This is a genomic window from Candidatus Nitrotoga arctica, assembly GCF_918378365.1.
GTDB classification, from domain to species: Bacteria; Pseudomonadota; Gammaproteobacteria; order Burkholderiales; family Gallionellaceae; genus Nitrotoga; species Nitrotoga arctica.
In genome coordinates this window covers 2651868-2676341 of the sequence record NZ_OU912926.1, presented here as the reverse complement: position 1 = coordinate 2676341, position 24474 = coordinate 2651868, and the positions used below count along the sequence as shown (strand labels likewise).

The 24474-nt window shown below is 48.3% G+C and carries 21 protein-coding genes; 9 read left to right on the top strand and 12 right to left on the bottom strand.

Features of this window, described 5'->3' with window-relative positions; genetic code table 11:
- The first annotated feature begins 194 nt into the window (after positions 1-194).
- The 4 genes from map (at position 195) to MKZ32_RS12205 (ending at position 5224) form a co-directional block, all read left to right on the top strand.
- Positions 195-986: a type I methionyl aminopeptidase gene (gene map, locus MKZ32_RS12220; RefSeq protein ID WP_239797519.1), complete on the top strand. Its 792-nt coding sequence runs from the start codon at positions 195-197 to the stop codon at positions 984-986.
- Positions 987-993: 7 nt separating this feature from the next.
- On the top strand, positions 994-3531 hold the full coding sequence (locus tag MKZ32_RS12215; protein WP_239797518.1) for a [protein-PII] uridylyltransferase: 2538 nt from the start codon (positions 994-996) through the stop codon (positions 3529-3531).
- A 23-nt stretch (positions 3532-3554) separates the two neighbouring features.
- Complete coding sequence (locus MKZ32_RS12210; RefSeq protein WP_239797517.1) at positions 3555-4466, top strand: hypothetical protein; 912 nt, start codon at positions 3555-3557, stop codon at positions 4464-4466.
- 92 nt (positions 4467-4558) lie between these two features.
- Positions 4559-5224 carry a hypothetical protein gene (locus MKZ32_RS12205; protein ID WP_239797516.1) on the top strand — a complete coding sequence of 222 codons (666 nt, stop codon included), beginning with the start codon at positions 4559-4561 and terminating at the stop codon, positions 5222-5224.
- 113 nt (positions 5225-5337) lie between these two features.
- Here the strand turns inward: MKZ32_RS12205 and MKZ32_RS12200 are convergent, their stop codons facing one another.
- On the bottom strand, positions 5338-5544 hold the full coding sequence (locus tag MKZ32_RS12200; protein WP_239797515.1) for a hypothetical protein: 207 nt from the start codon (positions 5542-5544) through the stop codon (positions 5338-5340).
- Between the two features lie 393 nt (positions 5545-5937).
- Between MKZ32_RS12200 and gstA the strand changes: the two genes are divergently transcribed.
- Complete coding sequence (gstA, locus tag MKZ32_RS12195; RefSeq protein ID WP_239797514.1) at positions 5938-6543, top strand: glutathione transferase GstA; 606 nt, start codon at positions 5938-5940, stop codon at positions 6541-6543.
- A gap of 176 nt (positions 6544-6719) precedes the next feature.
- On the opposite strand, the gene MKZ32_RS12190 is transcribed toward gstA, so the two are convergent.
- Both MKZ32_RS12190 and MKZ32_RS12185 read right to left on the bottom strand, forming a co-directional pair.
- On the bottom strand, positions 6720-7502 hold the full coding sequence (locus MKZ32_RS12190) for a class I SAM-dependent methyltransferase (protein WP_239797513.1): 783 nt from the start codon (positions 7500-7502) through the stop codon (positions 6720-6722).
- Positions 7503-7654: 152 nt separating this feature from the next.
- Positions 7655-8422 carry a class I SAM-dependent methyltransferase gene (locus MKZ32_RS12185; RefSeq protein ID WP_239797512.1) on the bottom strand — a complete coding sequence of 256 codons (768 nt, stop codon included), beginning with the start codon at positions 8420-8422 and terminating at the stop codon, positions 7655-7657.
- Positions 8423-8990: 568 nt separating this feature from the next.
- Between MKZ32_RS12185 and MKZ32_RS12180 the strand changes: the two genes are divergently transcribed.
- The 4 genes from MKZ32_RS12180 to MKZ32_RS12165 all read left to right on the top strand — a co-directional run bounded on the left by MKZ32_RS12180 (position 8991) and on the right by MKZ32_RS12165 (position 13571).
- The gene (locus tag MKZ32_RS12180) at positions 8991-9479 is read left to right on the top strand and encodes a C40 family peptidase (RefSeq protein ID WP_239797511.1); all 489 of its coding nucleotides are present in this window, start codon (positions 8991-8993) and stop codon (positions 9477-9479) included.
- A gap of 216 nt (positions 9480-9695) precedes the next feature.
- Positions 9696-10667: an extracellular solute-binding protein gene (locus MKZ32_RS12175; protein WP_239798153.1), complete on the top strand. Its 972-nt coding sequence runs from the start codon at positions 9696-9698 to the stop codon at positions 10665-10667.
- An 8-nt stretch (positions 10668-10675) separates the two neighbouring features.
- Entirely contained in the window at positions 10676-12322 is a 1647-nt protein-coding gene (locus MKZ32_RS12170) for an ABC transporter permease (RefSeq protein WP_420887737.1), read from the top strand.
- Between the two features lie 163 nt (positions 12323-12485).
- Positions 12486-13571, top strand: coding sequence for an ABC transporter ATP-binding protein (locus tag MKZ32_RS12165; RefSeq protein WP_239797510.1), 1086 nt, complete (start codon positions 12486-12488; stop codon positions 13569-13571).
- A 103-nt stretch (positions 13572-13674) separates the two neighbouring features.
- Here the strand turns inward: MKZ32_RS12165 and fur are convergent, their stop codons facing one another.
- From fur to MKZ32_RS12120, 9 genes are all read right to left on the bottom strand, one after another.
- Positions 13675-14100, bottom strand: a complete 426-nt coding sequence (gene fur, locus MKZ32_RS12160) for a ferric iron uptake transcriptional regulator (protein ID WP_239797509.1) — start codon at positions 14098-14100, stop codon at positions 13675-13677.
- Between the two features lie 456 nt (positions 14101-14556).
- Entirely contained in the window at positions 14557-14973 is a 417-nt protein-coding gene (locus MKZ32_RS12155; protein ID WP_239797508.1) for an ExbD/TolR family protein, read from the bottom strand.
- Positions 14973-15701, bottom strand: a complete 729-nt coding sequence (locus MKZ32_RS15505) for a MotA/TolQ/ExbB proton channel family protein (RefSeq protein WP_275584293.1) — start codon at positions 15699-15701, stop codon at positions 14973-14975. Before MKZ32_RS15505 ends, MKZ32_RS12155 begins: the two co-directional genes overlap by 1 nt.
- Before the next feature lie 13 nt (positions 15702-15714).
- Positions 15715-16419, bottom strand: a complete 705-nt coding sequence (locus MKZ32_RS12145; protein WP_239797507.1) for an energy transducer TonB — start codon at positions 16417-16419, stop codon at positions 15715-15717.
- 134 nt (positions 16420-16553) lie between these two features.
- Positions 16554-17333, bottom strand: a complete 780-nt coding sequence (locus MKZ32_RS12140; protein ID WP_239797506.1) for an FTR1 family iron permease — start codon at positions 17331-17333, stop codon at positions 16554-16556.
- 428 nt (positions 17334-17761) lie between these two features.
- Positions 17762-19186, bottom strand: coding sequence for an efflux transporter outer membrane subunit (locus MKZ32_RS12135; RefSeq protein WP_239797505.1), 1425 nt, complete (start codon positions 19184-19186; stop codon positions 17762-17764).
- 80 nt (positions 19187-19266) lie between these two features.
- The gene (locus tag MKZ32_RS12130) at positions 19267-22392 is read right to left on the bottom strand and encodes an efflux RND transporter permease subunit (RefSeq protein ID WP_239797504.1); all 3126 of its coding nucleotides are present in this window, start codon (positions 22390-22392) and stop codon (positions 19267-19269) included.
- Positions 22393-22400: 8 nt separating this feature from the next.
- A complete protein-coding gene (locus MKZ32_RS12125) occupies positions 22401-23558 on the bottom strand; it encodes an efflux RND transporter periplasmic adaptor subunit (RefSeq protein ID WP_239797503.1) in 1158 nt (385 codons plus the stop codon).
- Positions 23559-23665: 107 nt separating this feature from the next.
- Positions 23666-24307, bottom strand: a complete 642-nt coding sequence (locus tag MKZ32_RS12120; RefSeq protein ID WP_239797502.1) for a CerR family C-terminal domain-containing protein — start codon at positions 24305-24307, stop codon at positions 23666-23668.
- Between the last annotated feature and the right edge of the window lie 167 nt (positions 24308-24474).

Genomic DNA, 24474 nt, shown 5'->3' with positions numbered 1-24474 from the left:
TTCTGCTGGTAATCGTACTGTTGGGCGCCTTTAAAAATTCAGAGTTTGCTCAAACGCCAAGGGTGAAAAGAATTTGCATCTGCTGCTTGCCTCACTTTTGTACCGCAATAGCTGGGTTTTTAGAGGTGCCCTGTTGTGCTGACAGTCGCTATCCACTATGCTTGCCACCGTTTTATCTTAAAATCTAAGTAATTATGCCCGTTAGCATCAAGACCACTCAGGAAATAGAAAAAATGCGCATCGCAGGCCGCTTGGCTAGCGAAGTGCTGGACTACATCACACCTTTTATACAAGCTGGTATTACTACGGGCGAAATTGATCGCCTCTGCCATGATTACATGGTGAATATTCAGCAATGTATTCCTGCGCCGCTCAATTACGCGCCACCAGGACATACACCCTATCCAAAATCCATTTGTACCTCCATCAATCATCAGGTATGCCATGGTGTGCCGGGTGAAAAAAAACTCAAGAACGGCGATGTCCTAAATATAGACGTCACCACTATCAAACAAGCCTATCACGGCGATACCAGCCGCATGTTCCATGTCGGCGAAACATCCATCCAGGCAAAACGGTTGTGCGAAATCACTTATCAGGCGATGTGGCGAGGCATCCGTGTGGTCAAACCCGGCGCATATTTGGGCGATATCGGCCACGCCATCCAGAGCTTCGTCGAAGTGCTGGGCTACAGCGTGGTACGCGAATTCTGCGGCCACGGCATCGGTAGGGGATTTCACGAAGAGCCACAGGTGTTGCATTATGGAAAGCCTAAAAGTGGGTTGAAACTCGAAGCGGGCATGATCTTCACCATTGAACCGATGATTAATGCAGGCAAGGCTGGTATCACTCAACTCGGCGATGGCTGGACCATCGTGACTAAGGATCACAGTTTGTCGGCTCAGTGGGAACACACCATTCTGGTAACCGAATCTGGCTTTGAAGTGCTGACTGTTTCTGCTGGATCTCCATCCCCTCCACCTTAAATAAGCCGTGCAAAGCGCCACTGAAATCCGTCAGAGCTTGCGTGCTGCACGATTATTCCTGCAACAGGATTATGAACGTCACGCGCAACCAGCCCGCCTGCTGCGTGGCCACGCCAAGCTGGTGGATGAGCATTTACGCGCGGTATGGCAACTCCTCGTCATGCCGCCAAACCTAACGCTCGTTGGTGTGGGCGGCTATGGGCGTAGCGAGTTATATCCTAAGTCCGACATTGACCTGCTAATACTGTTGCCGGAGGAACCGGACCCAGCATTGCAACAACATTTGCAGGAACTGGTTGGTCTGCTGTGGGACATTGGCCTGGAAGTCGGTCACAGTATTCGTACCGTTGCACAATGCGTAGAGGAATCGGTCGATATTACGGTACAGACCAATCTATTAGAAGCACGTTTAATTATCGGCGCACCCCAACTGTTTGAGGAAATGGTCAGCACGCTGACACTACACCTTGATCATCGTGCTTTCTACCTTGCCAAGCAAAATGAACAACAGCGGCGCCACGCTCGCTTCATTGACGCGGACTATAATCTTGAACCCAACCTGAAAGAAAGTCCTGGTGGTCTGCGCGATTTGCAGACCGTACTGTGGATTAGCCGCGCCTGTAACTTGGGCGACACCTGGCGCGAGCTGGCCAAGGCGGGCATGATTACCGTGCCTGAGGCGCGCGCCATCGCGCGTCACGAAGCTTTGCTGCAAAACCTGCGCATTCGCCTGCATTATTTAGCCGGCCGGCGTGAAGATCGCCTGTTATTTGATTATCAGACCGACCTGGCGAAACAAATGCACATCACTGCATCAGGTGTACGCCGTGCCAGCGAACACATGATGCAGCGCTACTACCGCACTAAGCAAGCTGTGCTACAACTCAATGCCGTGTTATTGCAAAACTTGCATACACACCTGTTCCCGGAAGCTAGCGCAATACATCCACTAAATGCCCGCTTCATCACGCGTGATGATTTGCTCGAAGCACGCGATGAAGCCCTGTTCGAAAGCGAACCATCCGCCATTATGGAAAGTTTCCTGTTACTGGAACAACATCCACACCTGAGCGGATTTTCCGCCCCCACTCTGCGCGCTCTGTGGCGGGCACGTCATAAGATAGACGCTGCATTCCGACGCGATGTACACAACCGCGCACTGTTCATGGCTATCCTGCGCCAGCCACACGGCCTTACCCATGCGCTGCGACGCATGAATCAAAATGACATTCTGGGTCGCTACCTACCTGCGTTTGGTCGCATCGTCGGGCAAATGCAGCACGATCTTTTTCATGTTTATACGGTAGACGAGCACATCCTGATGGTGGTACGCAATCTGCGCCGTTTAACCTTGGCAGAACACGCGCATGAATACCCCTTGTGTAACAAGCTGATCAAGGATTTCGCGCGCGTCGAGGTGCTGTATATCGCCGGACTGTTCCACGACATCGCCAAGGGACGCGGCGGCGACCATTCAATACTGGGATGTGCAGACGCTGCACGCTTTTGCAAACAACACGGACTAACGCAAGAAGATACCGAACTGGTGGTATGGCTGGTCGAGCACCATCTAACAATGTCCACCACAGCACAAAAACAAGACTTGTCCGATCAGGATGTGATCGCGGCATTTGCTGCAAAAATAAAAAATGATCGTTATCTAGTAGCGTTGTATTTGCTTACTGTGGCCGATATTCGTGGCACGAGCCCAAAAGTATGGAATGCCTGGAAGGGCAAGTTACTTGAAGATCTGTTCTGGGCAACGCGCCGCTATATGGTTGACGGTAAAATTGCCGATCAGATCGGCGAAATCCGCACCCGCACACTGGAAATACTAAGCTTGCATGCGATTGATCCTGAGGTACATGAAACACTGTGGGCGCAACTAGACCCAGAGTATTTTCTGCGTCACGAACCGCAGGAAATTGCCTGGCACACTCGCCTGTTGGCACATCAAGTCAATAGCGAAACAGCCATCGTCAAGACACGTTTAAGCCCCCTCGGGGAAGGCATTCAGTTGATGGTATATAGCCCCGATCAGCCTTATATTTTTGCGCGTATCTGTGGTTTTTTTGAGCGACTGAACTACAACATCATGGAAGCAAAGATCCACACCACCCAGCACGGTTATGCGTTGGACAGCTTTCTGGCAATGGATGCAGGTAATAGCACGCCAGCATATCGCGATGTAATGAATTACATAGAGTATGAACTGTCACGCGAGATAGCCCCCGCCGATGAACCCTCCGTACCAAAATCTGCGAGAATATCCCGCCAGCTCAAACATTTTCCCATCGCATCCGAAATCAATATAACGTCAGATGATAAAGGCAATTATCTGCTTTCCATCATCGCAGGCGACCGCCCCGGTTTGTTGGCGCGTATCGCACATGTGCTGGCGCGGCATGGCATAGCAATACGTAGCGCCAAAATCAATACGCTTGGTGCACGCGCCGAGGACATCTTCCATATAGCCAGCGCAGCGTTAATTCAACCGCAGACAATTACAGCGCTACGCGAAGAACTGTTACGACAGATCTCTTAAACGTGATACGGAGAATACGTAACGTGAGAAAAAGATTAAAAACGGGACTGTGGCGGGTGATACATCTTTTTCTCGCTTGCCTTATAAGTGCAGGTTCAGGAATCGCCCATGCCGATATCCCTGACACGAATTCAGCAGCATCCCTCCGCGCAAAGTACCTGGCATTGCGGGATACACTCAGCCACAACCAGTTTCAATTACCGCTTAATCTGGATTCCAGTCAAACGTCAACTGACTTAAAGGGCGACATCTATGCGTTCATGGATTATCCCTTTGCAACGGTAAGTACAGCGCTTAAGGGAGCAAATCATTGGTGCGACATCCTGATCCTGCATCTGAATGTCAAATATTGTCGTGAATCCGTTGATAAACCAGGCAGTAACCTCACGGTACATATCGGCAGGAAAACCGAGCAGGCGCTGAATATTGCCCCCCGAATGGAGTTTAAATATCGAGTTGATTCCATATCAGCTGATTACTTCCAGATTTTTCTGGACGCCGATAAAGGTCCATTCGGCACTAAAAACTATCGCTTCATGTTGGAAGCAATCCCTCTAAAAGACGGTGGAACATTTATTCACTTATCTTATTCGTATGCCTATGGCTTTACCGCAAAGCTTGCAATGCAGGCCTATCTGAAGACGTTGGGAAGTGACAAGGTAGGATTCACCGTCATTAAAAAGCTGCCGGACGGCCAGCCCCTTCATGTCAGCGGTATACGTGGAGCACTGGAACGCAACACCATGCGCTATTTTTTGGCAATAAATGCTTATCTCGGCGCTTTATCCGCGCGCCCTCAGCAACAACTGGAAAAGCGCCTGCGAGACTGGTTTGCGTTCACTGAGCGCTACCCACTCCAGCTACATGAGTTGGAGCAGAGCGAATATTTAGATATGAAACGCAAGGAGTATAAGCGTCAGCAGGTTGGAGGTTAACTTGACAAATTGTCCATCGAAATTACGATTTCTGCTTACCCCTACCCATGTCTACAAACTATAATTGTGCACCACTTTATCTTTGTAAATTTATGAATAACTCAATATCCCATTTGTGGGTTGTACTCCTGCTCGCCGGCTATACAAACCATGCTCTTAGCGCAGATACTCCGTCAGCACCAGCCACATCTGCTGTGACGCAAGTTGCAGTACCTCCTGCCGCCCTGTCATCTCTATTCGCACGCCGCCAAGCCAGACGCCCAGCTCCCGATGCGGTAATCAGCTTAAAAAATCCTTCGTTCAATCCTGACAAGCTAGGCAAGATGAGTCCTTGGGTAGAGATTGAGCACGGTTCAGGCAATTCCTATACCTTTGTGGCCGATGCGGAAAATGCGCTTTCCATTCCGAGTAGTGCGCGAATCAGGCGCCATGGCTCTGAGCCTTTTGGTTTGCTCCAGCAATCGATCAGCGTCCATTCCTCATGGCACAACAAGACAGTACGGCTTGCTGGCTCGCTTAGAGGCGTGGACATCAGCGGAGCTGGTGGCGCACTCGTCCTTCGTGCAGATGACGGAAGTGGCCAAATTCTCGCTTGGAATTTCATGCAAAATGTCCGTGTGAAAGGCACGCAAGACTGGAAGCAGTACACTATCGAACTCAAAATCCCGTCTTCTGCCTATTCTCTGATAGTAGGCGTCATGCTGGAAGATGGTGGAACGCTGTGGGCGGATAACCTGACGATCGAATTGATCGATTAAGTATGTTGTTGCTTGCTGTTGCTCAAGGAAGTTCAACAAACCTTTCCCATGCAGGCGCAAGCGTGGACATCCACGTGCAACGCAATGTTAGGCCGATGGTGGCCTTAGTCTGCTTATTTGCTTACGTCTTCAACTTCACGTTTGTAAGCGTCATGGGAGAGGCTCGCGTCTTTGAGGCAACGATCTCGTTCTTGAGTGTCGGGGCGCTTGATGCATTCCGACCTTTGGGCATTACGGCCTGCAGCGTAAAGCTGTTCTGAAGAACAAGCTGCAGTCAATGTGCTGGCCAGTAAAACGGTGAAGAGCATCTGCAGTTTCATAGATTTTCATTTCTTTCATGCTTAATCTTTGTGCCGATGTGCCATTGCAGCCTAATGTTTGAGGTAACCGGCTATGAGGCTGCAAAACCGTGGAAATAACCTGGAAGCGTAGCTTGCAGGTGGTACGTGTTGACCGCGAGGTTTAGTCATCGAATTGCACCTTTTGTTCTACGGCGGCGGTGCTATTTCAATAGCAGACAGCAAGAATTTTGATTGTTTCAATTTTAATTGCGTTGCCGTTTGGATAACGTAAAAATGAAGGCTGAATGTCTAAAGTTGAGCATTTTTAATGGATGTATAATATAAGCTGGTTAATCTAGTAAGTGGCTGCAGGGCAGGGCTGTTTGTCTGCCCCGAAACGAATCAACCCAACAATACATCAGGAGAGTTTTTATGAAGCTTTTTTATTCACCCGCTGCCTGTTCCCTTTCCCCCCATATTACCCTGCGCGAACTGCAGCTTCCTTTCGAATTGGTGAAGGTGGATCTCGCTACTAAAAAAGAGGAAAACGGGGCTGATTACTGGACGCATAATCCTAAAGGTTATGTGCCTGCGCTGTTGCTCGACAACGGTGAGCTGCTCACGGAAGGCCCTGCCATTGTTCAGTATCTGGCCGATCTCGTCCCCGAAAAGAAACTCGCTCCCGCAAACGGCACGATGGAGCGCTACCGCCTGCAGGAAATGCTTAACTTCATTACTTCTGAACTTCACAAGGGGATGGGTGCGATGTTCAAACCACAACTGCCAGCGGAATGGCGGGTGGTGGTGGTTGAAACCCTCGGCAAACGCATGGATTTTCTCTCCAAGCACCTCGAAGGTAAGTCTTGGGTGATGGGCGAAACGTTTACGGTGGCAGATGCTTATCTGTTCACCGTATTGCGTTGGTCTGATATTTTGAAGTTCGACATGTCAGCTTGGCCGGAACTTAAGGAATATGTGGCTCGTGTAGCTGTCCGTCCCGCAGTGCAGGCGGCGCTTAAGGCGGAAGGATTGAAGTAACTGCTCGAGGAAACGCGTGTTCAAGCTGGTTTGTCCTTACAACATTAAAAAAGTACGATAAGGCGTGCCCACCCTGGCAGCTTTCGATTTAGAAATGGTTTGTTTTTTCAGATATGGCCCGAGATGGTGGGTTACGTCATTGTGCCATCCAAGGCAACGGATGCTTATTCCATCCATCAAGGCTTGACGAAGCGAAATGCGAATTTGTCTGTCGGTATTGCCATATCGAAATAAGTTTGATTGCGAGGGTCGGACGGATTGCGAAGAAAGTCGCTTTCTTGTTCAAGTCGGAAACCGGCTTTTTGAATCTCATCCAAAACGATAGCTTGGTCAATACGATGGAGCGTCTTGGCCGAGGTAATATCAGTGCCCGTCTGGGTGGAGTGGTCGATCACGATGAGGTATCCGCCAGACTTTAATGCCTTGAATAATCGCTGGTTCAATCTGACCCGACGGGCAACCGTCATGTAGGAACTGTTGTGATAATTCATGATGTTGGTAATCAAATCTAGTTTGGACACATCATTGGGTATGGGGTCTTCGAAAGGGCGTATCACTGGCACAATGTTTGGCTGGGGGTGATCGGTCAATCGTTTGATGAATGCTGCCCTTTGCTGGTCTCCTTGCGCCCATACCGTTCCGGTGCTGCCAACAACCAGCGCAAGCAGTTGTGTCGTGTATCCGTTGCCAGTCGCGATATCCAGTACTTGCATACCGGGCCGTACTTGGGTGAACTGCAGGAATTCAATCGGTTTGCGTGAAGAATCAGCACGCTTGTCTTCATTAGTTCGAATGGAGCTGGTAGCTGCTTGTTTGTAAAGTTCGGATAGTGTTTGTGAGTTGTTTAATTCAGGCGCGGCATATCCATTTATTCCCCATGCCAATTCCCAACATACAAAGCCGAAGGTGGCAATAAGTATCAGTATCCATCGGCCACTTAAGTAGTATTGTGGAATCACAAAAAAATCTTTTCAAAATATCAAGGCTGAAGATATTTTTAGCAGGTACAGTCATCACATTTATTGGAGCGTGACAGTGACAGGTACCAATGGAACGCTAACGTCCAAAACATGTGTAGGTTAGCGTCCACGTCAATAAATGTTTATATTTATCAGGGCTTGACGAAGCGCAAGGCGAATTTGTCTGACGGAATTTTCATATTGAAGAAAGCTTGATCACGAGGGTCGGACGGATTGTGCAGGAAGTTACTCTCTTCTTCCAACTGGAAACCTGCTTTCAGGAATTCTTCCCCAACGACCTTTTCGTCAATACGATGAAGTGACTTTGCTGCTGAAACCCCACTGCCCGATTTTGCTGAGTGATCAATTACAACGAGATGTCCACCAGGTTTCAATGCATCAAACAGTCGTTGGTTCAGTTTGGTACGGTCAACGGGTTTATAGGCGATATCATGGTAGCTCAAGTTGATGGTAATTAAGTCCAGCTTGGGTATATCACTGGGTACAGGGTCTTCGAAAGAGCTTATTACCGGAACGATATTCGACTGGGGATGATCAGCCAATCGTTTGGCGAGTGCTGGTCGTTGTTGGTCACCTTGCGCCCATACGGTTCCTTTGCTCCCAACAGCCAGCGCGAGTAGCTGCGAGGTATTTCCTCCGCCTGCCGCAATATCCAGTACCAGCATACCCGGCCGTACTTGGGCGAACTGCAGGAACTCTACTGGTTTGCGCGTTGCATCAGCACGCTTGTCATCACTGGTACGTATGGGGCTGCTAACCGCCTGTTGGTAACTCTCGTTTACAGCTTGCAAATTATCCCATTGAGGCGAGGTATATCCGTTAACTCCCCATGTTAAACCAAAGCTGGCGATTAACGCCGGTAGCCATCGTCCAGTTACGCAGTATTTTGTTGTTAACATGAAGATTCCTTTAAAAAGTATTGTTAAGTTGTGATGATACCGTACTCATACATCTGCAAACCCAGATTTGATAAAATTGTAACTTATTATACGACGACATCAGTTAACCGTATTGCCTTGCTACGTTAAGAATCTTGGTTATCGCCATCATTAGCTCTAAATATTTGGTTTTATTGACTAAGTACTCAGAGACTGCGTGCTGAAAACCAATTAAATCATCTCAATCAAGTTTAAGCCTGAACAGCCAAAGTTATGAACCTTAAAGCGGAGACTCTAAAGAGGTTGAACGAAAAACATGTCGTTTGATTCTGTTAAACTACAATTATTCTTGGCAAGATTTAAAAACTGGATACATGCTGGTATTTTAGCTACAAAAAGTGATCACTTGAATTATAGACTTCGCTTTTTCATGAAGAAGTAATAATCGATTTAACGTTTGCCTGATGCCGTTTGGGACAGGAAAATGCTCTTATACCTCTTAGGCCACATTTGAGGTATTCTTCTTCAAATTAAAATGTGCTGCACTAAGTCAATTTCGAATTCTTACCTACATTACTATATTGTTTGCATGCGTTTAATAATACTTCTATTGGTCAATTTGCTGCTTGTCACGTTCCCATCCGCTTGGGCGGATGACGTTGTTAAGAACGATGCGTCTATGTTTTCCAAGGCCGACGAGGGCTTGCATGCTGAGTTACTTCTCTACGCCATGAGTTTGATTGGTACGAGTTATAAATTAGGCGGACAGTCTTTTGATACTGGCATGGATTGCAGTGGCTTCGTGCGCCACGTTTACAGCATAGCGACTGGAATATTGCTACCCCATAATGCACGAGCCATTAGTCGAGCTGGTATGAAAATTCATCGGGCTGAACTTCAGCTGGGTGATCTGGTTTTTTTTAATACGATGAGGCGCACATTTTCCCACGTTGGCATCTATCTGGGAGACAATCGATTTGTCCACGCATCCAGCAGCAAATCCGATAGTGTGATGGTCTCTGACATGGGAGAGCGATATTGGGTGAAACGCTTTAATGGCGCGCGGCGCATCCTTTAGTCTAGTTCAGGATGAAAGTCGAGGCTTTTCAAGAAGAACAAATATATAGAGAGCATGTTTTCATCGGATTGGAAAATAATGATCACTTATGGTTAACTGGTGCATGCTTGGTTTTCTTTTCATTTAATTCATCTAACTGACACTTTGGAGTTTATAGAAATGGACAAATGCCTGTCGTTTTTACATCGTTTTTCTGGCATTCTTGCTGCTACTGCCATGCTAACGGTGGCAATGACTACTTACGCGGCTAATGAAATTGTGGTTTATACGGCTCGTAACGAACAGCTCATCAAGCCACTATTCGACGCCTACACCAAGGAAACCGGCACCAGCATCAAGTTCCTCACTGACAAGGAAGGGGCGTTACTACAAAAGCTCAAAGCAGAGGGAGCCAATACTCCCGCCGATATGCTGATTACTGTAGACGCCGGTAACCTGTGGCAAGCAACCAAGCTGGGGCTATTGCAACCAGTGCAATCCCAGACGCTGTTAGATAATATTCCTGCCCATTTGCGTGACCCGGCTAACCAGTGGTTCGGTTTGTCGGTGCGTGCCCGCACCATCATTTACAACAAAGACAAAGTGAAACCAGCTGCTCTTTCTACCTACGAAGATTTGGGTAATCCAAAGTGGAAAGGGCGTCTATGTTTACGCACTTCGAAGTCGGTGTATAACCAATCGCTGGTGGCGATGATGATTCAGGAATACGGTGAGCCTAAAACTGAACAGATAATGAAATCCTGGGTGGCTAATCTGGCCACTTCTCCTATATCCGACGATGCCCGAGCGATGGCCGCAGTGGCCGCTGGCCAGTGTGATATAACGGTGGTTAACACTTATTATTTTGGTGGTCTGATGAAGAAAAAACCCAATCTTCCGCTGGCGATTTTCTGGCCAAATCAGGATACGAAAGACAGCGGTGTGCATGTGAATATTTCTGGGGCAGGCATCACTCGTCATGCTAAACATCAAGCAGAGGCCGTTAAGTTTCTTGAGTGGCTATCTTCAGAAAAAGCGCAGAATCTGTTTGCTGATGTAAACATGGAATATCCGGTCAATCCTAAGGTGAAGCCTGATGCTGCGGTTGCGGCTTGGGGAGAATTCAAGCAAAACCCCCTTAACGTGGTTAAAGCGGGTGAATTGCAAACCGCTGCAGTTAAATTAATGGATCGTGCCAGATATAAATAAATAGCTAAATGCAGCAATTGCCTACATCTACTGCAAAAGCGCCCATTGTGGGCGCTTTTATTTTTAAATTTCGTTTGCCCAGCGGTTGGGTTTTAGCGGCATTGCTGACTGCTATGCTCACCTTGGTTCCCGTTGCTGTAGTGCTTAGCTCATTACTGACGCCGGAACGAGAAATCTGGACGCATCTGGTGGAATATCAACTGCCACAATTGCTGACCAACACTTTCTGGCTAGTATTAGGGGTGGGATTAGGTGTAGCAATATTGGGGGTCTCCCTAGCGTGGCTTACGGCTGTATGTGAGTTTCCAGGGCGCAAGCAGTTTTCCTGGGCACTATTATTGCCGTTGGCAATTCCCGCCTATGTGACGGCATTTGTCGCTATCGGCCTGCTTGATTTCACCGGACCGGTACAAACCTTGGTGCGAGAATGGTGGGGGCCGATTGAGTTCCCCTCGATACGCTCGAGGGGCGGTGTTATTGCGGTGATGACATTTGCGCTTTATCCCTATGTTTATCTGATTGCTCGAAATGCTTTTCTCACCCAAGGTAAGCATGCGCTGGAAGTGGCGCAGTCCCTCGGATTGTCGCCCGCCGTCGGGTTTTTTCGGGTGGCCCTGCCGATGGCGCGGCCTTGGATCGTGGGTGGCGTGATGTTGGCCCTGATGGAAACCTTGGCGGATTTTGGCACCGTGGCGGTATTCAACTACGATACGTTCACTACTGCTATCTATAAGGCGTGGTTCTCGCTGTTTTCGCTTCAAGCTGCTTCGCAACTAGCTTCACTGTTGATTGTGTTCGTATTGGTGGTGTTGTTGGCAGAGCAGCAGACCCGCACACGCATGCACTATACTCAGACTGGCAAACACAGCGTTCAGGCTCGCATTCTTCTTACGGGTGCTCAGGCTTGGTTGGCTACCGGTTTTTGTTTGGTAGTGCTGGCACTGGGATTTATCATACCTATCACCCAGTTGTTGCTTTGGGCGTCGGAAGTAGTGGAGCAAGATTTAGATGTACGATATTTGGATTTTTTCTGGCATTCGTTGGCGTTGGCTGCTTTGGCCGCGCTATTGTCAGGGGCAGTTGCCTTATTATTGAGCTATAGCGCCCGCCAGCATCCTGGTTTGCTGTTACGTATGACGGCACGTATCGCCACTATTGGTTACGCGCTACCGGGGGCGGTGCTGGCGGTCGGGGTATTCATTCCGGTGGCATGGCTGGATAATCGATTTGTGGCTGCGGGCTGGGTGCAATCGCCGCTGTTGCAAGGTTCCTTGATGGTAATGCTTCTGGCATATCTGGTACGCTTTCTGGCGGTGGCCCACAGTCCGATAGAAAGTCAAATGCATCGCATTACCCGTAGCGTGGATGAGGCTGCGCGCAGTTTGGGTGTGTCTGGTGTCAGCTTAATCGCCCGGGTGCATTTACCAATCTTGCGTGGCGGCCTTTTAACAGCGGCGGCGTTGGTATTTGTGGACGTGATGAAGGAAATGCCGATTACTCTGATGACGCGACCGTTTGGCTGGGATACTCTGGCAGTGCGGGTGTTCGAGATGACCTCGGGAGGCGAGTGGAACCGCGCTGCATTACCCGCCGTGGCACTGGTACTGGCCGGGCTAGCACCAGTGATTGTCCTGATCAGATATCGCTCAAAGTAGCGCTGGTGTGTTGGGGATCAGGTTTGAACAAAGGCAAGGCAGGGCACCCTATTCCATAAAAAAGGTTAGAGGAAGTTTCTGACATTCTGGATCCTTGGGGGAGATTTCTGAGTTACGCCTATGTGGTTGAATAAATAAAAAAGAAAATTGAAGACTACTCATCATGTTGCTTGAACTTAAACACGTCAGTCAGTCCTACGCGGCACGTAGAGTATTGCGCGATCTCTCCTTTGCACTGAATACTGGCGATATCGGCTGCCTGCTTGGCCCATCAGGGTGCGGCAAGACCACCGTACTCCGCGCTATCGCCGGATTCGAGCCCATTTCTGGTGGTGAAATTGTGCTTAATGGTGAGCGAGTGAGCGCACCCGGTTTTATTGTTCCTGCCGAGAAGCGTCGTATCGGCATGGTATTTCAGGACTATGCTCTATTTCCGCATTTGAATGTAGCCGCCAATGTGGGCTTTGGCTTGCATGGGCAATCGCGCATCGAACGTAATAAGCGTGTGGAAGAGTTGTTGCAAACAGTAGGTCTGGCAGGGAGTGGCCATGCTTATCCGCATGAACTTTCCGGTGGTCAGCAGCAGCGCGTGGCATTAGCTCGCGCGCTAGCACCCTGCCCGAACTTATTGTTAATGGACGAGCCGTTTTCTAATCTGGATGTTGAGCTGCGTGAACGACTTTCGCTGGAGGTGCGCGATATACTCAAGCAGCAGGGCGCTACCGCTATTATTGTTACTCACGATCAGCATGAAGCATTCGCCATGGGCGACATGATAGGGGTAATGCATGATGGTGAGATCCAGCAGTGGGACAAAGCCTACAATTTGTACCATCTGCCCGAGAACCGCTTCGTTGCGGATTTCGTTGGTAAAGGCGTTTTACTGCCGGGGAAGTTACTTAACGCTAACCAGGTTGAAATCGAGCTGGGTACACTGTATAGCAAAACTCCTAGTGCTTACTCTACCGTAGACTGTAATGATGGTAGCAATAAAAAGGGGTGTGAGGTGGAGGTGTTGTTACGCCCGGACGATATTATCCATGACGATGCAAGCTCCCTCTTAGCTCAAGTCGAGCACAAGGCGTTTCGTGGTGCGGATATTCTTTATACCTTGCGCCTGCCTGGTGGTAACCGCGTGCTTTCCCTGGTGTCGAGCCACCATAACCATGCCATCGGTGAGTGGATTGGGATCCGTTTGGAGGTGGATCATGTGGTGGCTTTTCCCCTTATTAAAAGTGCGGCGTCATGAAGCAGGCTTGTTCTTCCGTTTAGGACACCAGATTTAAGCCACTCTCTTAATTCAATACTTATTTTAAAGAGCTAAAAATATACTCTTCGCCCTTGAGTTTGATTTATGTTTTGTGTGGGCAATTGACCTTACTACAGTCAGCATAAAGATAAAGCGCATGGTCACGGATCGTGAAACCAAGCTCATCGGCTATTTTTATTTGGCGTTTTTCGATTGCTGGGTCGTGGAATTCTTCCACCCGACCACATTGCAAACATATTAAATGGTCATGGTGTCCACCTTTATTAAGTTCGAATACCGCTTTGCCAGTTTCAAAGTGGTGACGGACAAGCAGTCCTGCTTGCTCGAATTGTGTGAGTACACGATAGACCGTTGCCAGACCGACATCGAGCCCCTCTCCGATAAGCATTTTATAAACATCTTCGGCGCTTAAGTGCCGTACCTCGGCATTTTCGAACAGATTGAGGATTTTTAGGCGCGGCAGCGTAGTCTTGAGGCCGACAGTCTTGAGGTCGTTTGGCGTAGTCATTAGGTTATCCTTTAAAAAACTATTAAATTAAAATTCACTCTTTAAAATACATGGTATGAATATTTTGCCATTGATAGCCGCATCATGCCAGAAATGGCTGCCTACTGGCCTTTCATGATGCTTAACTTAAATAATTTTTTTCGGCCTGATGTTTTTGCATGAAGCTACAGGGATGGATTTGGTTTCCATTCACAGCAATTTTTGAATTTTTAGAGCGGTACCGCCTACAGGTTCGGCGCAACTATTACTTTACCAGACCAACGTCTTTAATACTTTCGAATGTACCTATTGGATTTACACCAACTTCTGTATGGCAAAACTGATCAATAGAGTGAGCGATGTTAAGTCAAATACCGAAGTCGATAATGGGGCGGAGAAGAGTGCATGTTAAGCGCTCAATATATTCTGAGGGAATTTGCCGTAGTACGTACTCCCATATGAACTATGATCGCCTCGTTATTTATCTTGCGGGTCAGTTATGAATCCGATTTTACTTAGACCACCCGACTGTGCAGCAGCCATGATCTCTACAATTTTTTCGTATTGAGTAGTACGTTCTGCACGTATATGCAGTTCAGGCTGTGGTGTCTTTTTCGAAGCTTCAGCGATACGGGCATTCATTTGAGCCGCATCAATGGTTTCGTTATTCCAATACATCAGGCCTTGCGCATCAATCGACAGGTTGATGTTCTCCGGTTTGATTTCATCGCGCTGGTTGGTCGCACGTGGTAAATCAATTTTTACGCTGTGGTTTATCACCGGAATTGTGATTATAAATATGATTAACAATACCAGCATGACATCGACTAACGGTGTGGTGTTAATCTCCGGGTTAAAGTCGTCGTCCGTATCGGACAGGGAGCCCATTCCCATTATGTACTCCTGACGGCGACAATTTTAGCGCCATTATCGCCGACAATCTCGGTACTGCAGGAACGGGCGCCGGTGATGAACAGCGCGTGCAAATCGAATCCGAATTTATTTAGTTTTGCAATAGTGGATTTATTGCTTCGGACTAAAGCGTTATAGCCAAAGGTGGCGGGAATCGCTACCGCTAAGCCTAGCGCGGTCATAATCAATGCTTCGCCTACTGGTCCAGCAACCTTGTCGATACTAGCTTGTCCTGAAGTGCCGATCGATACAAGAGCGTGATAAATACCCCATACCGTACCGAGCAGGCCGACAAATGGCGCGGTCGAACCGACCGATGCCAATACCGCCATACCGGCTTGAAGTTTGCCGGAAGTTTCATCTATCGCTTGCCGCAATGACATCGTAACCCAATCGCTGACTAATAGCTGGTCGTGCAAATGACCTTTGTGCGCAGCATGATGGCGCATGGCGGTTATGCCTGCGTGGGCGATATCGGAAAATGGATTGTTGGTGCCAAGTGTGGCAACACCTTCAGTCAGGTTGGTGGTATCCCAGAATGCGTGACCGGCAGCATGTGATGCACGACGATAACTCAAGAGTTGCAGCGCTTTAGTGACAATCACATACCAGGATGCGATCGACATAACGACAAGTATTGTAGTGACGCCCTTGGTGATTAAATCGCCTTGGATCCATAAACTTTCTAATCCGTAAGGATTTGCTTGCATGATGATTCCTTCTTTAGTTATCCAAATGAAAGGTAATAGGCACGATGGCATAAACAGAGATCGCTCTGCCATCTTCGATATGCGGCTTGAACATTGCGCGCAGGACTGCTTGCCGCGCTGCTTCGTCGAGCCGAGACGACCCTGATGTTTTTTGTACATCGACCCGGGTCGGGCGGCCAGCTTCATTCACCAATACGCGAAGGGTAACCCGTCCTTCTTCACCCATGCGTCTGGCGAGGGGTGGATATTCCGGTGCAGGTGCTTGTTGATACTCCACGCCGGTTGAAACAGTCTTGGGTTGAGAGGGGGGAGGCGGAGGCGCAGACGTAGGTGGAGCGGGCGGCACCGGTTCAGAGGGCGGAGCCACTACCGCCGGTTGAGGTGGAACAGGTGGTTGTGGAGGAACGGGCGGTGCCGTGATGGCTTGTTCTGACGGTGTTTTGTTAATAACCGGAATTACCGGTGGGGGAGTGACAGTTTGCTTGACAACCGGCACTGGTTTTGGTGGTGTTGGCTGAGGTTCTGGTGGCATGGGCTCTGGTGTATTGTCAACGGTGATTAAGCTGACAAATATTTCTTTTGGTAGTCCTTGTTCGGCTTTTGGTAATGTTTGCTCGGTTTGGTAAAACCAGCCGTTTAGCAATGCATAGATAAAACCCATGTGAAGCAAGATGATCAACAGCAATGGTACTAGGCGCTTGACCTGTGGCCAAGTCATTATAGGGAGATGTGGTGCTGAAAATAATGATATTGCGCTCATGTGCCGTTTTTATATTGCAATTGCCATTGCGCGAGGTTAGCAAGCCATTGCTTGTACTGAATATTAAGGCATATTAAACGAAAGTTGACAAGCTAAGAGGCTGGTTTAGCAGTATTCGTTTTCCGATCGGAGAAATAGGCATAGATTAACCAACCTAAAGGTAAAATGCCAAAGCTATATGAAAACCATTGACTATACTCACCTTCTGGTGACCAAGGCTCGGTGGCTACATGCCAATAAGCGTTATCGACCAAAGGTAGCGCACCCGCTTCGGTAAATTCATGGAACGCATAGAATATTAATTGCAATGCAAAGATTGTCATGAAGACAGCGGTAAACTGAAAAAATTTCTGTAAGTTTATTCGTCGCCCAAATTTGACCCAAGCCCATGCGAGTAAGCTTGCCAGTAACACGCCAATCACTGCTCCGATCGCCATATGCGAGGTTTCTGCTTGCGCTGCGAGCGAAGCAATCATGGTTGCTGTTTCGACTCCCTCACGTCCCACCATAAATGCGGAAAAGAAGAAAGCGACCATCCAGGCGCGGCTGGAAGACTGTTCCGACGCTTTATTGAAGCCATCGGTAATTTCTTTCTTCATAAACTTGCCCATCTTGCTCATATGCACTGTGCAATAAATGACTGATATGGCGGCAACAAGTGCCATTATCCCCATCCAAAATGGAGAAATAGCGCCGATGCGAGCCAGTACTACCCCCAGCAATGCGGATAGTAGTAGCGCAAAGCCCACGCCACTATGCACTGCAGGGATCAGTTCGCGACGGTTAGTTTGTGTTAAATAAATTAATGAAATTGCAATGATCAAAAAAGCTTCCAAGCCTTCTCGAAAGGTAATCATCAGTGTTTGAAACATGACTTCTCCATTAAGGTGTGCAAGCCGATGGGTGTTGGCATCCCGGATTTATTTGATATTTAGTATTTTCGCGACAAAGTTCAACTTGTTGCAAGGGGTAGCTTAAAGCCTATTCATTCGGCCCATATGTGTTGATCACTATTTCGCCCTTTTGATGAAACAAATTCTAATTCTTAAATATCAATAACAGAACTTGTATTAGAGCGGAAGCTAATGCAAATGTAGTGCCACCAAAAGCTTTCATCTCTTTTTAGTTAGAAACACTATAAAAATCCAAGAAATGTAAATGCGAATAATTCGCGCTTATTATCATCGCTTTGAAAAGAAATTGCAAGTTTTTGCATTTCGGTGTAATGAGTAATGGAATGCTCAGTTTAAAAATGGGCAAAGATAATTAATTTTAAGATGCGTCCATACGTTATTTATTTTCAAGATGGTAGTCGTTGTGTCGGTTTAACAGTGGGTTGCTGCCACCCTCCAGCCAATGCTTTAAACAAGTCAGCAACTGCAGTACGCTGGGCACGCTGTGCATCTATGCGGGTGAGTTCTGCTTGCAAGTAATTCCGTTCCACATCCAATAATTCCAAGCGGCTGGAAATACCTATTTGATATCGCAATTCCGCTTGTTTATGAGCTTTCGAAAGTGCCCTGCTACGGGAGCTTTCGGCGGCTAGTATCTGACGCGCGGATTCTTGTGCGAATAAAGCGTTGCGCACATCGGCGAAAGCGCTGGCGACTGCCTGCTTATATTGAGTTAACGCCTGATCACGACGAGATTCTGCTACCTGTACCCCAAATTTAATGCGACCAGCATTAAAGATTGGCTGACCAATACCAGCGGCAAACTGAAAAACGCCCGCCGGTCCGGTGAAAAGATTAGAAAGAGAGATACTTTCACTGCCGAGATAGGAGGTCAAACTAATTGAAGGGAAGAACTGCGCGCGCGCTACGCCGATACGTGCATTCATTGCCATTAACTTTTGCTCTGCTTCTTGTAAATCTGGTCTGCGCAGTAGTAATTCAGCCGGTAACCCATCGGGAACCCAAACGTTAGTAAGAGTGGGACTGCCACGCTCCAACTTGCCATTCATCACATGGCGTGGCGAGCGACCCAGCAACAACGCGAGACTTGTTTCTTGTTGGTCACGCGTTTTAATAATGGAAATGAGTTGCGCTTGTGCAGCGTCAGCATCAGCCTCAGATTGGTGCAGGTCATATTCAGCTATGACGCCCACTTGGTAACGCTTTTTATCTAATGCGAGCCTATCCTGACGACCGGTTAATACTTTACGTATCGCAGATTCTTGGGCATCTGTTGATAGCAAAGCAAAATATTGCTGCGCCACTTGTGCAGTGAGTGATAAGCGTACAGAGTCTCTGTTAAACTGTGCCGCAAATAGATCAGCACGTGAAGCCTCGCTGGCGCGGCGAAATTTTCCCCATAAATCCAGCTCGTAGCTGGCATCCAGGGTGACGCGCGAGAACTCTAAGATACGTACTGGAGGTATAAAAAGCCCGGGGTTAATACTTCTTTTGGTGCGTGATTGAGCTCCATTGGCGTTAAGTTTTGGATACTGATCTGATTCGGTTATTCCGAGTTGGGCACGCGCTTCTAATATTCGTGCAGTGGCAACTTGGGCATCCACATTATGAGCAAGTGCTTCATCTTCGATCTTATCAAGGACCGGATCGGCATACAGACTCCACCAACGTTCTCCAGCAGCATTTGCCGGCCTCTGTGTAGTAGGACTGATAGTGCTTGGCTGGGTTACCCAATGTTCTGGCAAATCCATTTCCGGACGTTGGTAGTTCGGTCCAGCGGCGCATGCAGCTAGTAACAAACCACTAGACATAAGCACGAGCGATGTTCTGGCCTTCGTTAAATAGTTATTTGTGCAATGTTTCATATCAATAGATTGCGCTATTTTTTGGGTTACGCATGATCGTCTTCCTGATGCCGACGTGGATGACCGGGGAAGATGCGACGAATGACAACAAAAAATACCGGCACCAAGAATACCGCCAGAACCGTCGCGGCTATCATCCCCCCAATGACACTAGTGCCAATGGCTTGGCGACCATTAGCCCCTGCACCTGTGGAAATAGCCAAGGGCAGTACGCCTAAAATGAAGGCGATTGAGGTCATTAATATGGGACGGAATCTTAACCGGCAAGCTTCCAGCGTAGCATCAAATAGACTGTAGCCACGCTCCTGCAGATCACGCGCAAATTCAATAATCAAGATCGCATTTTTGGACGAAAGGCCGATGATAACAATCAGCCCTACCTTGAAATAAACATCGTTTGGCATGCCTCGCAACGTCACGGCTAGCAATGCGCCAAGGATGCCGATGGGCACTACCAGCAGCACTGCTACTGGAATTGACCAGCTCTCATAAAGCGCTGCCAAGCACAGGAATACGGCAACTAACGAAAGGCCAAAGAGTAATATTGCCTGGCTGCCAGACAGGCGTTCCTCATAAGAGGTTCCAGACCATTCAAAACCAAAACCTGATGGTAATTGGCTAGCCACTTGCTCCATCGCTGCTATTGCATCGCCACTGCTCCGACCGGGAGCGGGACCCCCGGAAATCTTCATTGATGGCAGGCCGTTGTAGCGATCCAGCTTCGGCGACCCGACATCCCAGCGCGGAGAAGCAAATTCGGACAGGGGTACCATTGCGCCCTGAGCATTTCGTACAGGCAAGCGCAATATTTCCTCAGGTGATGTGCCTACACTGGACTCTGCTTGCATTTGGACCCGCAAAATGCGGCCTTCACGCACGAAGTCGTTGATATAGGCAACGCCTAGTGCCGATTGCAGGGTTTCATTCAAATCAGCCAAATCGATGCCTAGGGCACGCGCTTTTAATCGGTCAATATCCAGCCGCAATTGTGGCCCCGCTTCTTGTCCTTCTGGCCGAACGCCCACTAATGCTGGATTTTGGCTGGCTATGCCCAATGCCATATTGCGCGCTTCAAGTAGTTTTTCACGTCCCTGGCCTGAGCGGTCCTGCAAGCGAAAATCAAATCCGCCCACAGCGGCTAACTCTGGAATGGGTGGTACGTTAATGGAAAAAATCATGGCTTGTTTGATGCGAAACAACGTCATGTTGGCGCGTTGGACTAGAGAAGAAGCAGAGTTTTCTGGCGCAGGACGTGCATCCCAGCCCTTAAGCCGAACGAAAGCAATAGCAGCATTCTGGCCACGACCAAAGAATGAAAAACCAGCCACCCCGATAACGTGCTCAACTTCAGACTGTTTAAGATAAAACTGCTCTACTTGAGTAAGAACCTCAAGCGTACGTTCACTAGTAGAACCTGGTGGCAACTGGATCACGCTAATAAAATAACCTTGATCTTCCTCAGGCAGGAAGCTGGTTGGCAAACGTGAAAACAGTCCCCCCACTGCAATTAGAATGACGGCATAGATAATCAGATAGAGTCCAGTTTTTTTCAAAACGTGTCCCACGCCAGATGTATAGCGTTGGGTCGTTCTGCTGAAAAAACGATTAAACCAGCCAAAGAAACCCTTGCCAGGCTTTTTTTCATTTTCCGGTGTGTGTTTCAGCAATGTGGCACACAGCGCTGGCGCTAACGTTAACGCCATCAACATTGAAAAGGCTATAGTCAGTATCAGCGTTACCGAGAATTGACGATAGATGGCGCCGACAGAACCACTAAAGAAAGCCATTGGAATGAATACTGCCATTAGCACCAAAGTGATGGCGATAATGGCATTTATAATTTGCCCCATCGCCTTGCGTGTGGCTTCGCGTGGCTGTAGCCCTTCTTCGGTCATGATGCGTTCGACATTTTCTACTACCACAATGGCGTCATCCACCACAATGCCGATGGCCAACACCATGGCAAATAGCGTTAAAGTGTTGATTGAGTAGCCTACAACGTATAGTCCCACGGTGGCTCCGATGAGAGCAATCGGTACAACGATAGCGGGAATGACAGTGGCACGAAGACTTCCCAGGAATAGATACATAACCAAAAAAACGAGGACCATCGCTTCTGCCAAAGTCTTCACAACTTCCCGGATGGATATTTCAACAAATTGAGAGGTGTCATAAGGCACTACCCAATTGATTCCTTTTGGAAAAAATTTGGCTAGCTCCGTCATCTTGGCTTTGACAGCTTTAGCTGTATCCAAGGCATTGGCACCTGGTGATAAGCGAATGGCTATGGCTGAAGACGGTTGACCATCAAGACGAGCGGCAACGGAATAATCTTGTGCCCCTAATTCCACCGACGCTACGTCTTTAATGCGCACTGTGGAGCCATCCGGGTTGGCGCGCACAATGATGTTGCCGAATTCCTCAGGGGATGACAATCTGCCTTGGGTAACGATGACTGCGTTCAATTGTTGTCCAGCCATTGCTGGTAGTTGTCCAAGCTCGCCCATGGCAAGCTGTATGTTCTGCGCTCGTACCGCGCGTGAAACATCGCCTGGGGTCAAGCTGAATGCATGAAGTCGTTCTGGCTGAAGCCATATTCGCATTGAATATTCGGTGCCAAAGAGTATTCCTTCACCTACCCCGGGCACACGGCGGATACTCTCCAGTAGGTTAGCCGCCGCATAACTGCCAAGCGCAACGTTATCGTGGCTTTTGTCTGGCGAAACAAGTGAGACGAACATCAAGTAATTTCGGGCTGATTTCGCTACAGTTACCCCCAAGCGGCGCACATCCTCTGGCAAACGCGCTTCGGCACGCTTGATGCGGTTTTGGGTTTCGACCGAGGCAATGTCCAGATCAGAGCCAGCTTCGAAGGTTAGTGTGATGGTACCGCGGCCAAGCTCGGAGGACGAATCCATGTAGAGCAAGTGTTCGATGCCGTTCAATTCCTGCTCAATCAAGGCAACGGAGGTTTCCTCAACTATTTGGGCGGAGGCACCAGGATAGCTAAGCGTAATAGCCAGAGCCGGAGGAGCCACAGCCGGATAAGAGGTAACCGGCAAGCTACGTAGCGCGAGTCCTCCGCCAAGGAGGATTGCTAAGGTGATGACCCAGGCAAAGATGGGACGGTCTATAAAGAAATTAGCTAACACGTTAACCTCTATTTTTTCGCGGGAGCTATTGCCGCCGGAGCATTTGCATTCGCAGTTTGATTTAAGGGTACGGGCTTCACAACGCTGCCCGGCCGCACTTTTTGCAAGCCGTTAACAATGACCTGTTCACCGCCTTTTAACCCCTCGGTGATGATGAAATCCCCACTCGCCATGCTGCCCGTCTTAACCCGCTGGACTGCCACCTTACTCTGTGGATCTACAATCATCACAAATTGTCCCTGTGCATCCGCTAGCAGTGCACGTTGAGGTATCCTGATAGCGTTGTCGACATTCGCCTCTGGGAAGCGAATGCGAACAAACATCCCGGGTAGCAGCTCTTGTTTAGGATTTGGAAATTCTGCCCGGAGTGAAACGCTATTTGTGCTGGGATCAACGGCCAAATCTGAGAACAGAAATTTGCCCGATTGGGGATAAACACTTCCATCTTCAAGAACCAGCTCCACTCCAGCTGACGCGGTTCGCGTCAACTTGCCAGCTTTAATTGCCTGCTGGAGGCGGAGAGTATCCGCACCCGATTGCGTGAAGTTGACATAAAGAGGATGGACTTGCTCGATAGTTGCAAGTAGTGTGGCTTCGTTACGGCCTACGAGTGCCCCTTCGGTAATTTGGGAGCGCCCTATGCGACCCGAAATAGGAGCAGGTACACGGGTGTTGTCCAAATCGTCTCGTGCCTTGGAAAAGGCTGCTTCGACCTGTTTGAGCTTGGCTTCTGCCAATTCATATTCTTGCCGGCTCACTGCCTTTGCGTCTAGAAGATATTTATAACGCGCCAATGTCTGACGGGCAACAGCTACGTCTGCTTTGGACGCATCATGGGTTGTCTGATAGTTGCGTGAAAAAATCTGATACAGCGAATCTCCCTCTTTAACATTGCTGCCTTCGATAAATTTTCGTTTTTCAACCACTCCTTCCACTCTCGCTCGTACTTGGGCTGTACGATATGCTTGCAGGCGGCCGGGCAAATCTTGAGTGAGAACTACTGAGCTTCGAGTAACAGTGATTACATCGACTTCGGGAGGCGGAGGGGTTGCAGCCGCTGCAGTTTTTGGTTGACTGTCACCAGAACCGCAACCTGAAAGCAGTATGGGAAAAAATATGGCTGCACATGCTGCCTTGCAAACTGACAAGAAAGCGTCTTGTTTCATGTATATCTCCAGTAAATCATTTTTCTCAATTTAACCAAGTCATCCGTAAAAATAACAATCCTCCTAAACATATTCAGAATAATTGCTGAATGGCTAAACGCAGGTAATCACGGACATTTGTTTTGAGTAATCTGCTTCAAACCAGCAAGAGAAAATTCTCCGATATGTTTCGCAATAGCTTCGATTTCTTTATGGTCATAGCTCAAATTTGGATGCAATCGCTGAATTACTGATTGTCCGTGACGGTAGTACACGCACTGGCCGAAAATACTGAACACACAGCGGCGCAATTCTGCTTCACTGATTTGTTTACCCACGATTTCGCGCACTAGATTAGCGACAAACTGATGTATCGGTGCAATGGCTTCCTGCACGATCTTCCCTAGTACTGGAGTTGGCTCCGCCAGTTCGCGTGCCATGAATTGGCATTGCACGGAGAATTCTTTTTTATCCAGCAGTTGCATCAAAAAATCGTGGATGAAATTTAGTAAGCGCACTTGGGCGCAGATGGAGTCTTGATTGATTTTTTTGCACAATGCTAGCAGTGGCTCAAAATTCAAGGTGGCAGCGAACAAAGCTTCTTTACTGCTAAAATAATAATTCACCGCTGCAATATTGACTTCTGCATGACGGCAAATTTCACGTACTGTAGCGTTTTGAAAACCGTTTTCCGCGAAAACTACACGAGCGGCCGCAAGCAAGCGTTCGCGTGTCTGCTCACTCAAGTTAATTTTTGTCTCAGTAATCATGCAGAGAGGTGCTCAACGATAAAACGCTGAGAGCAGGTAGATTCATATCGGGCATAACGACGATCATATTCTTCTTCTCTTAACAAATAATTAAACAAGTGTATCAAACGTTTGTTTTGAAGTAAACAGAGTGATGTTCATGGCGTTAATACTTGAGAAGTCGATTT

Coding starts and splice junctions, on each gene's coding strand:
- gstA (WP_239797514.1), top strand. CDS start 5,938: ATGAAGCTTTTTTATTCACCCGCTGCCTGTTCCCTTTCCCCCCATATT.
- MKZ32_RS12180 (WP_239797511.1), top strand. CDS start 8,991: ATGCGTTTAATAATACTTCTATTGGTCAATTTGCTGCTTGTCACGTTC.
- MKZ32_RS12140 (WP_239797506.1), bottom strand. CDS start 17,333: ATGTTTCAAACACTGATGATTACCTTTCGAGAAGGCTTGGAAGCTTTT.
- MKZ32_RS12200 (WP_239797515.1), bottom strand. CDS start 5,544: ATGAAACTGCAGATGCTCTTCACCGTTTTACTGGCCAGCACATTGACT.
- MKZ32_RS12175 (WP_239798153.1), top strand. CDS start 9,696: ATGCTAACGGTGGCAATGACTACTTACGCGGCTAATGAAATTGTGGTT.
- MKZ32_RS12155 (WP_239797508.1), bottom strand. CDS start 14,973: ATGGGAATGGGCTCCCTGTCCGATACGGACGACGACTTTAACCCGGAG.
- MKZ32_RS12125 (WP_239797503.1), bottom strand. CDS start 23,558: ATGAAACAAGACGCTTTCTTGTCAGTTTGCAAGGCAGCATGTGCAGCC.
- MKZ32_RS15505 (WP_275584293.1), bottom strand. CDS start 15,701: ATGCAAGCAAATCCTTACGGATTAGAAAGTTTATGGATCCAAGGCGAT.
- map (WP_239797519.1), top strand. CDS start 195: ATGCCCGTTAGCATCAAGACCACTCAGGAAATAGAAAAAATGCGCATC.
- MKZ32_RS12205 (WP_239797516.1), top strand. CDS start 4,559: ATGAATAACTCAATATCCCATTTGTGGGTTGTACTCCTGCTCGCCGGC.
- MKZ32_RS12185 (WP_239797512.1), bottom strand. CDS start 8,422: ATGTTAACAACAAAATACTGCGTAACTGGACGATGGCTACCGGCGTTA.
- MKZ32_RS12120 (WP_239797502.1), bottom strand. CDS start 24,307: ATGATTACTGAGACAAAAATTAACTTGAGTGAGCAGACACGCGAACGC.
- fur (WP_239797509.1), bottom strand. CDS start 14,100: ATGACTACGCCAAACGACCTCAAGACTGTCGGCCTCAAGACTACGCTG.
- MKZ32_RS12170 (WP_420887737.1), top strand. CDS start 10,676: ATGCAGCAATTGCCTACATCTACTGCAAAAGCGCCCATTGTGGGCGCT.
- MKZ32_RS12135 (WP_239797505.1), bottom strand. CDS start 19,186: ATGTCTAGTGGTTTGTTACTAGCTGCATGCGCCGCTGGACCGAACTAC.
- MKZ32_RS12145 (WP_239797507.1), bottom strand. CDS start 16,419: ATGACTTGGCCACAGGTCAAGCGCCTAGTACCATTGCTGTTGATCATC.
- MKZ32_RS12165 (WP_239797510.1), top strand. CDS start 12,486: ATGTTGCTTGAACTTAAACACGTCAGTCAGTCCTACGCGGCACGTAGA.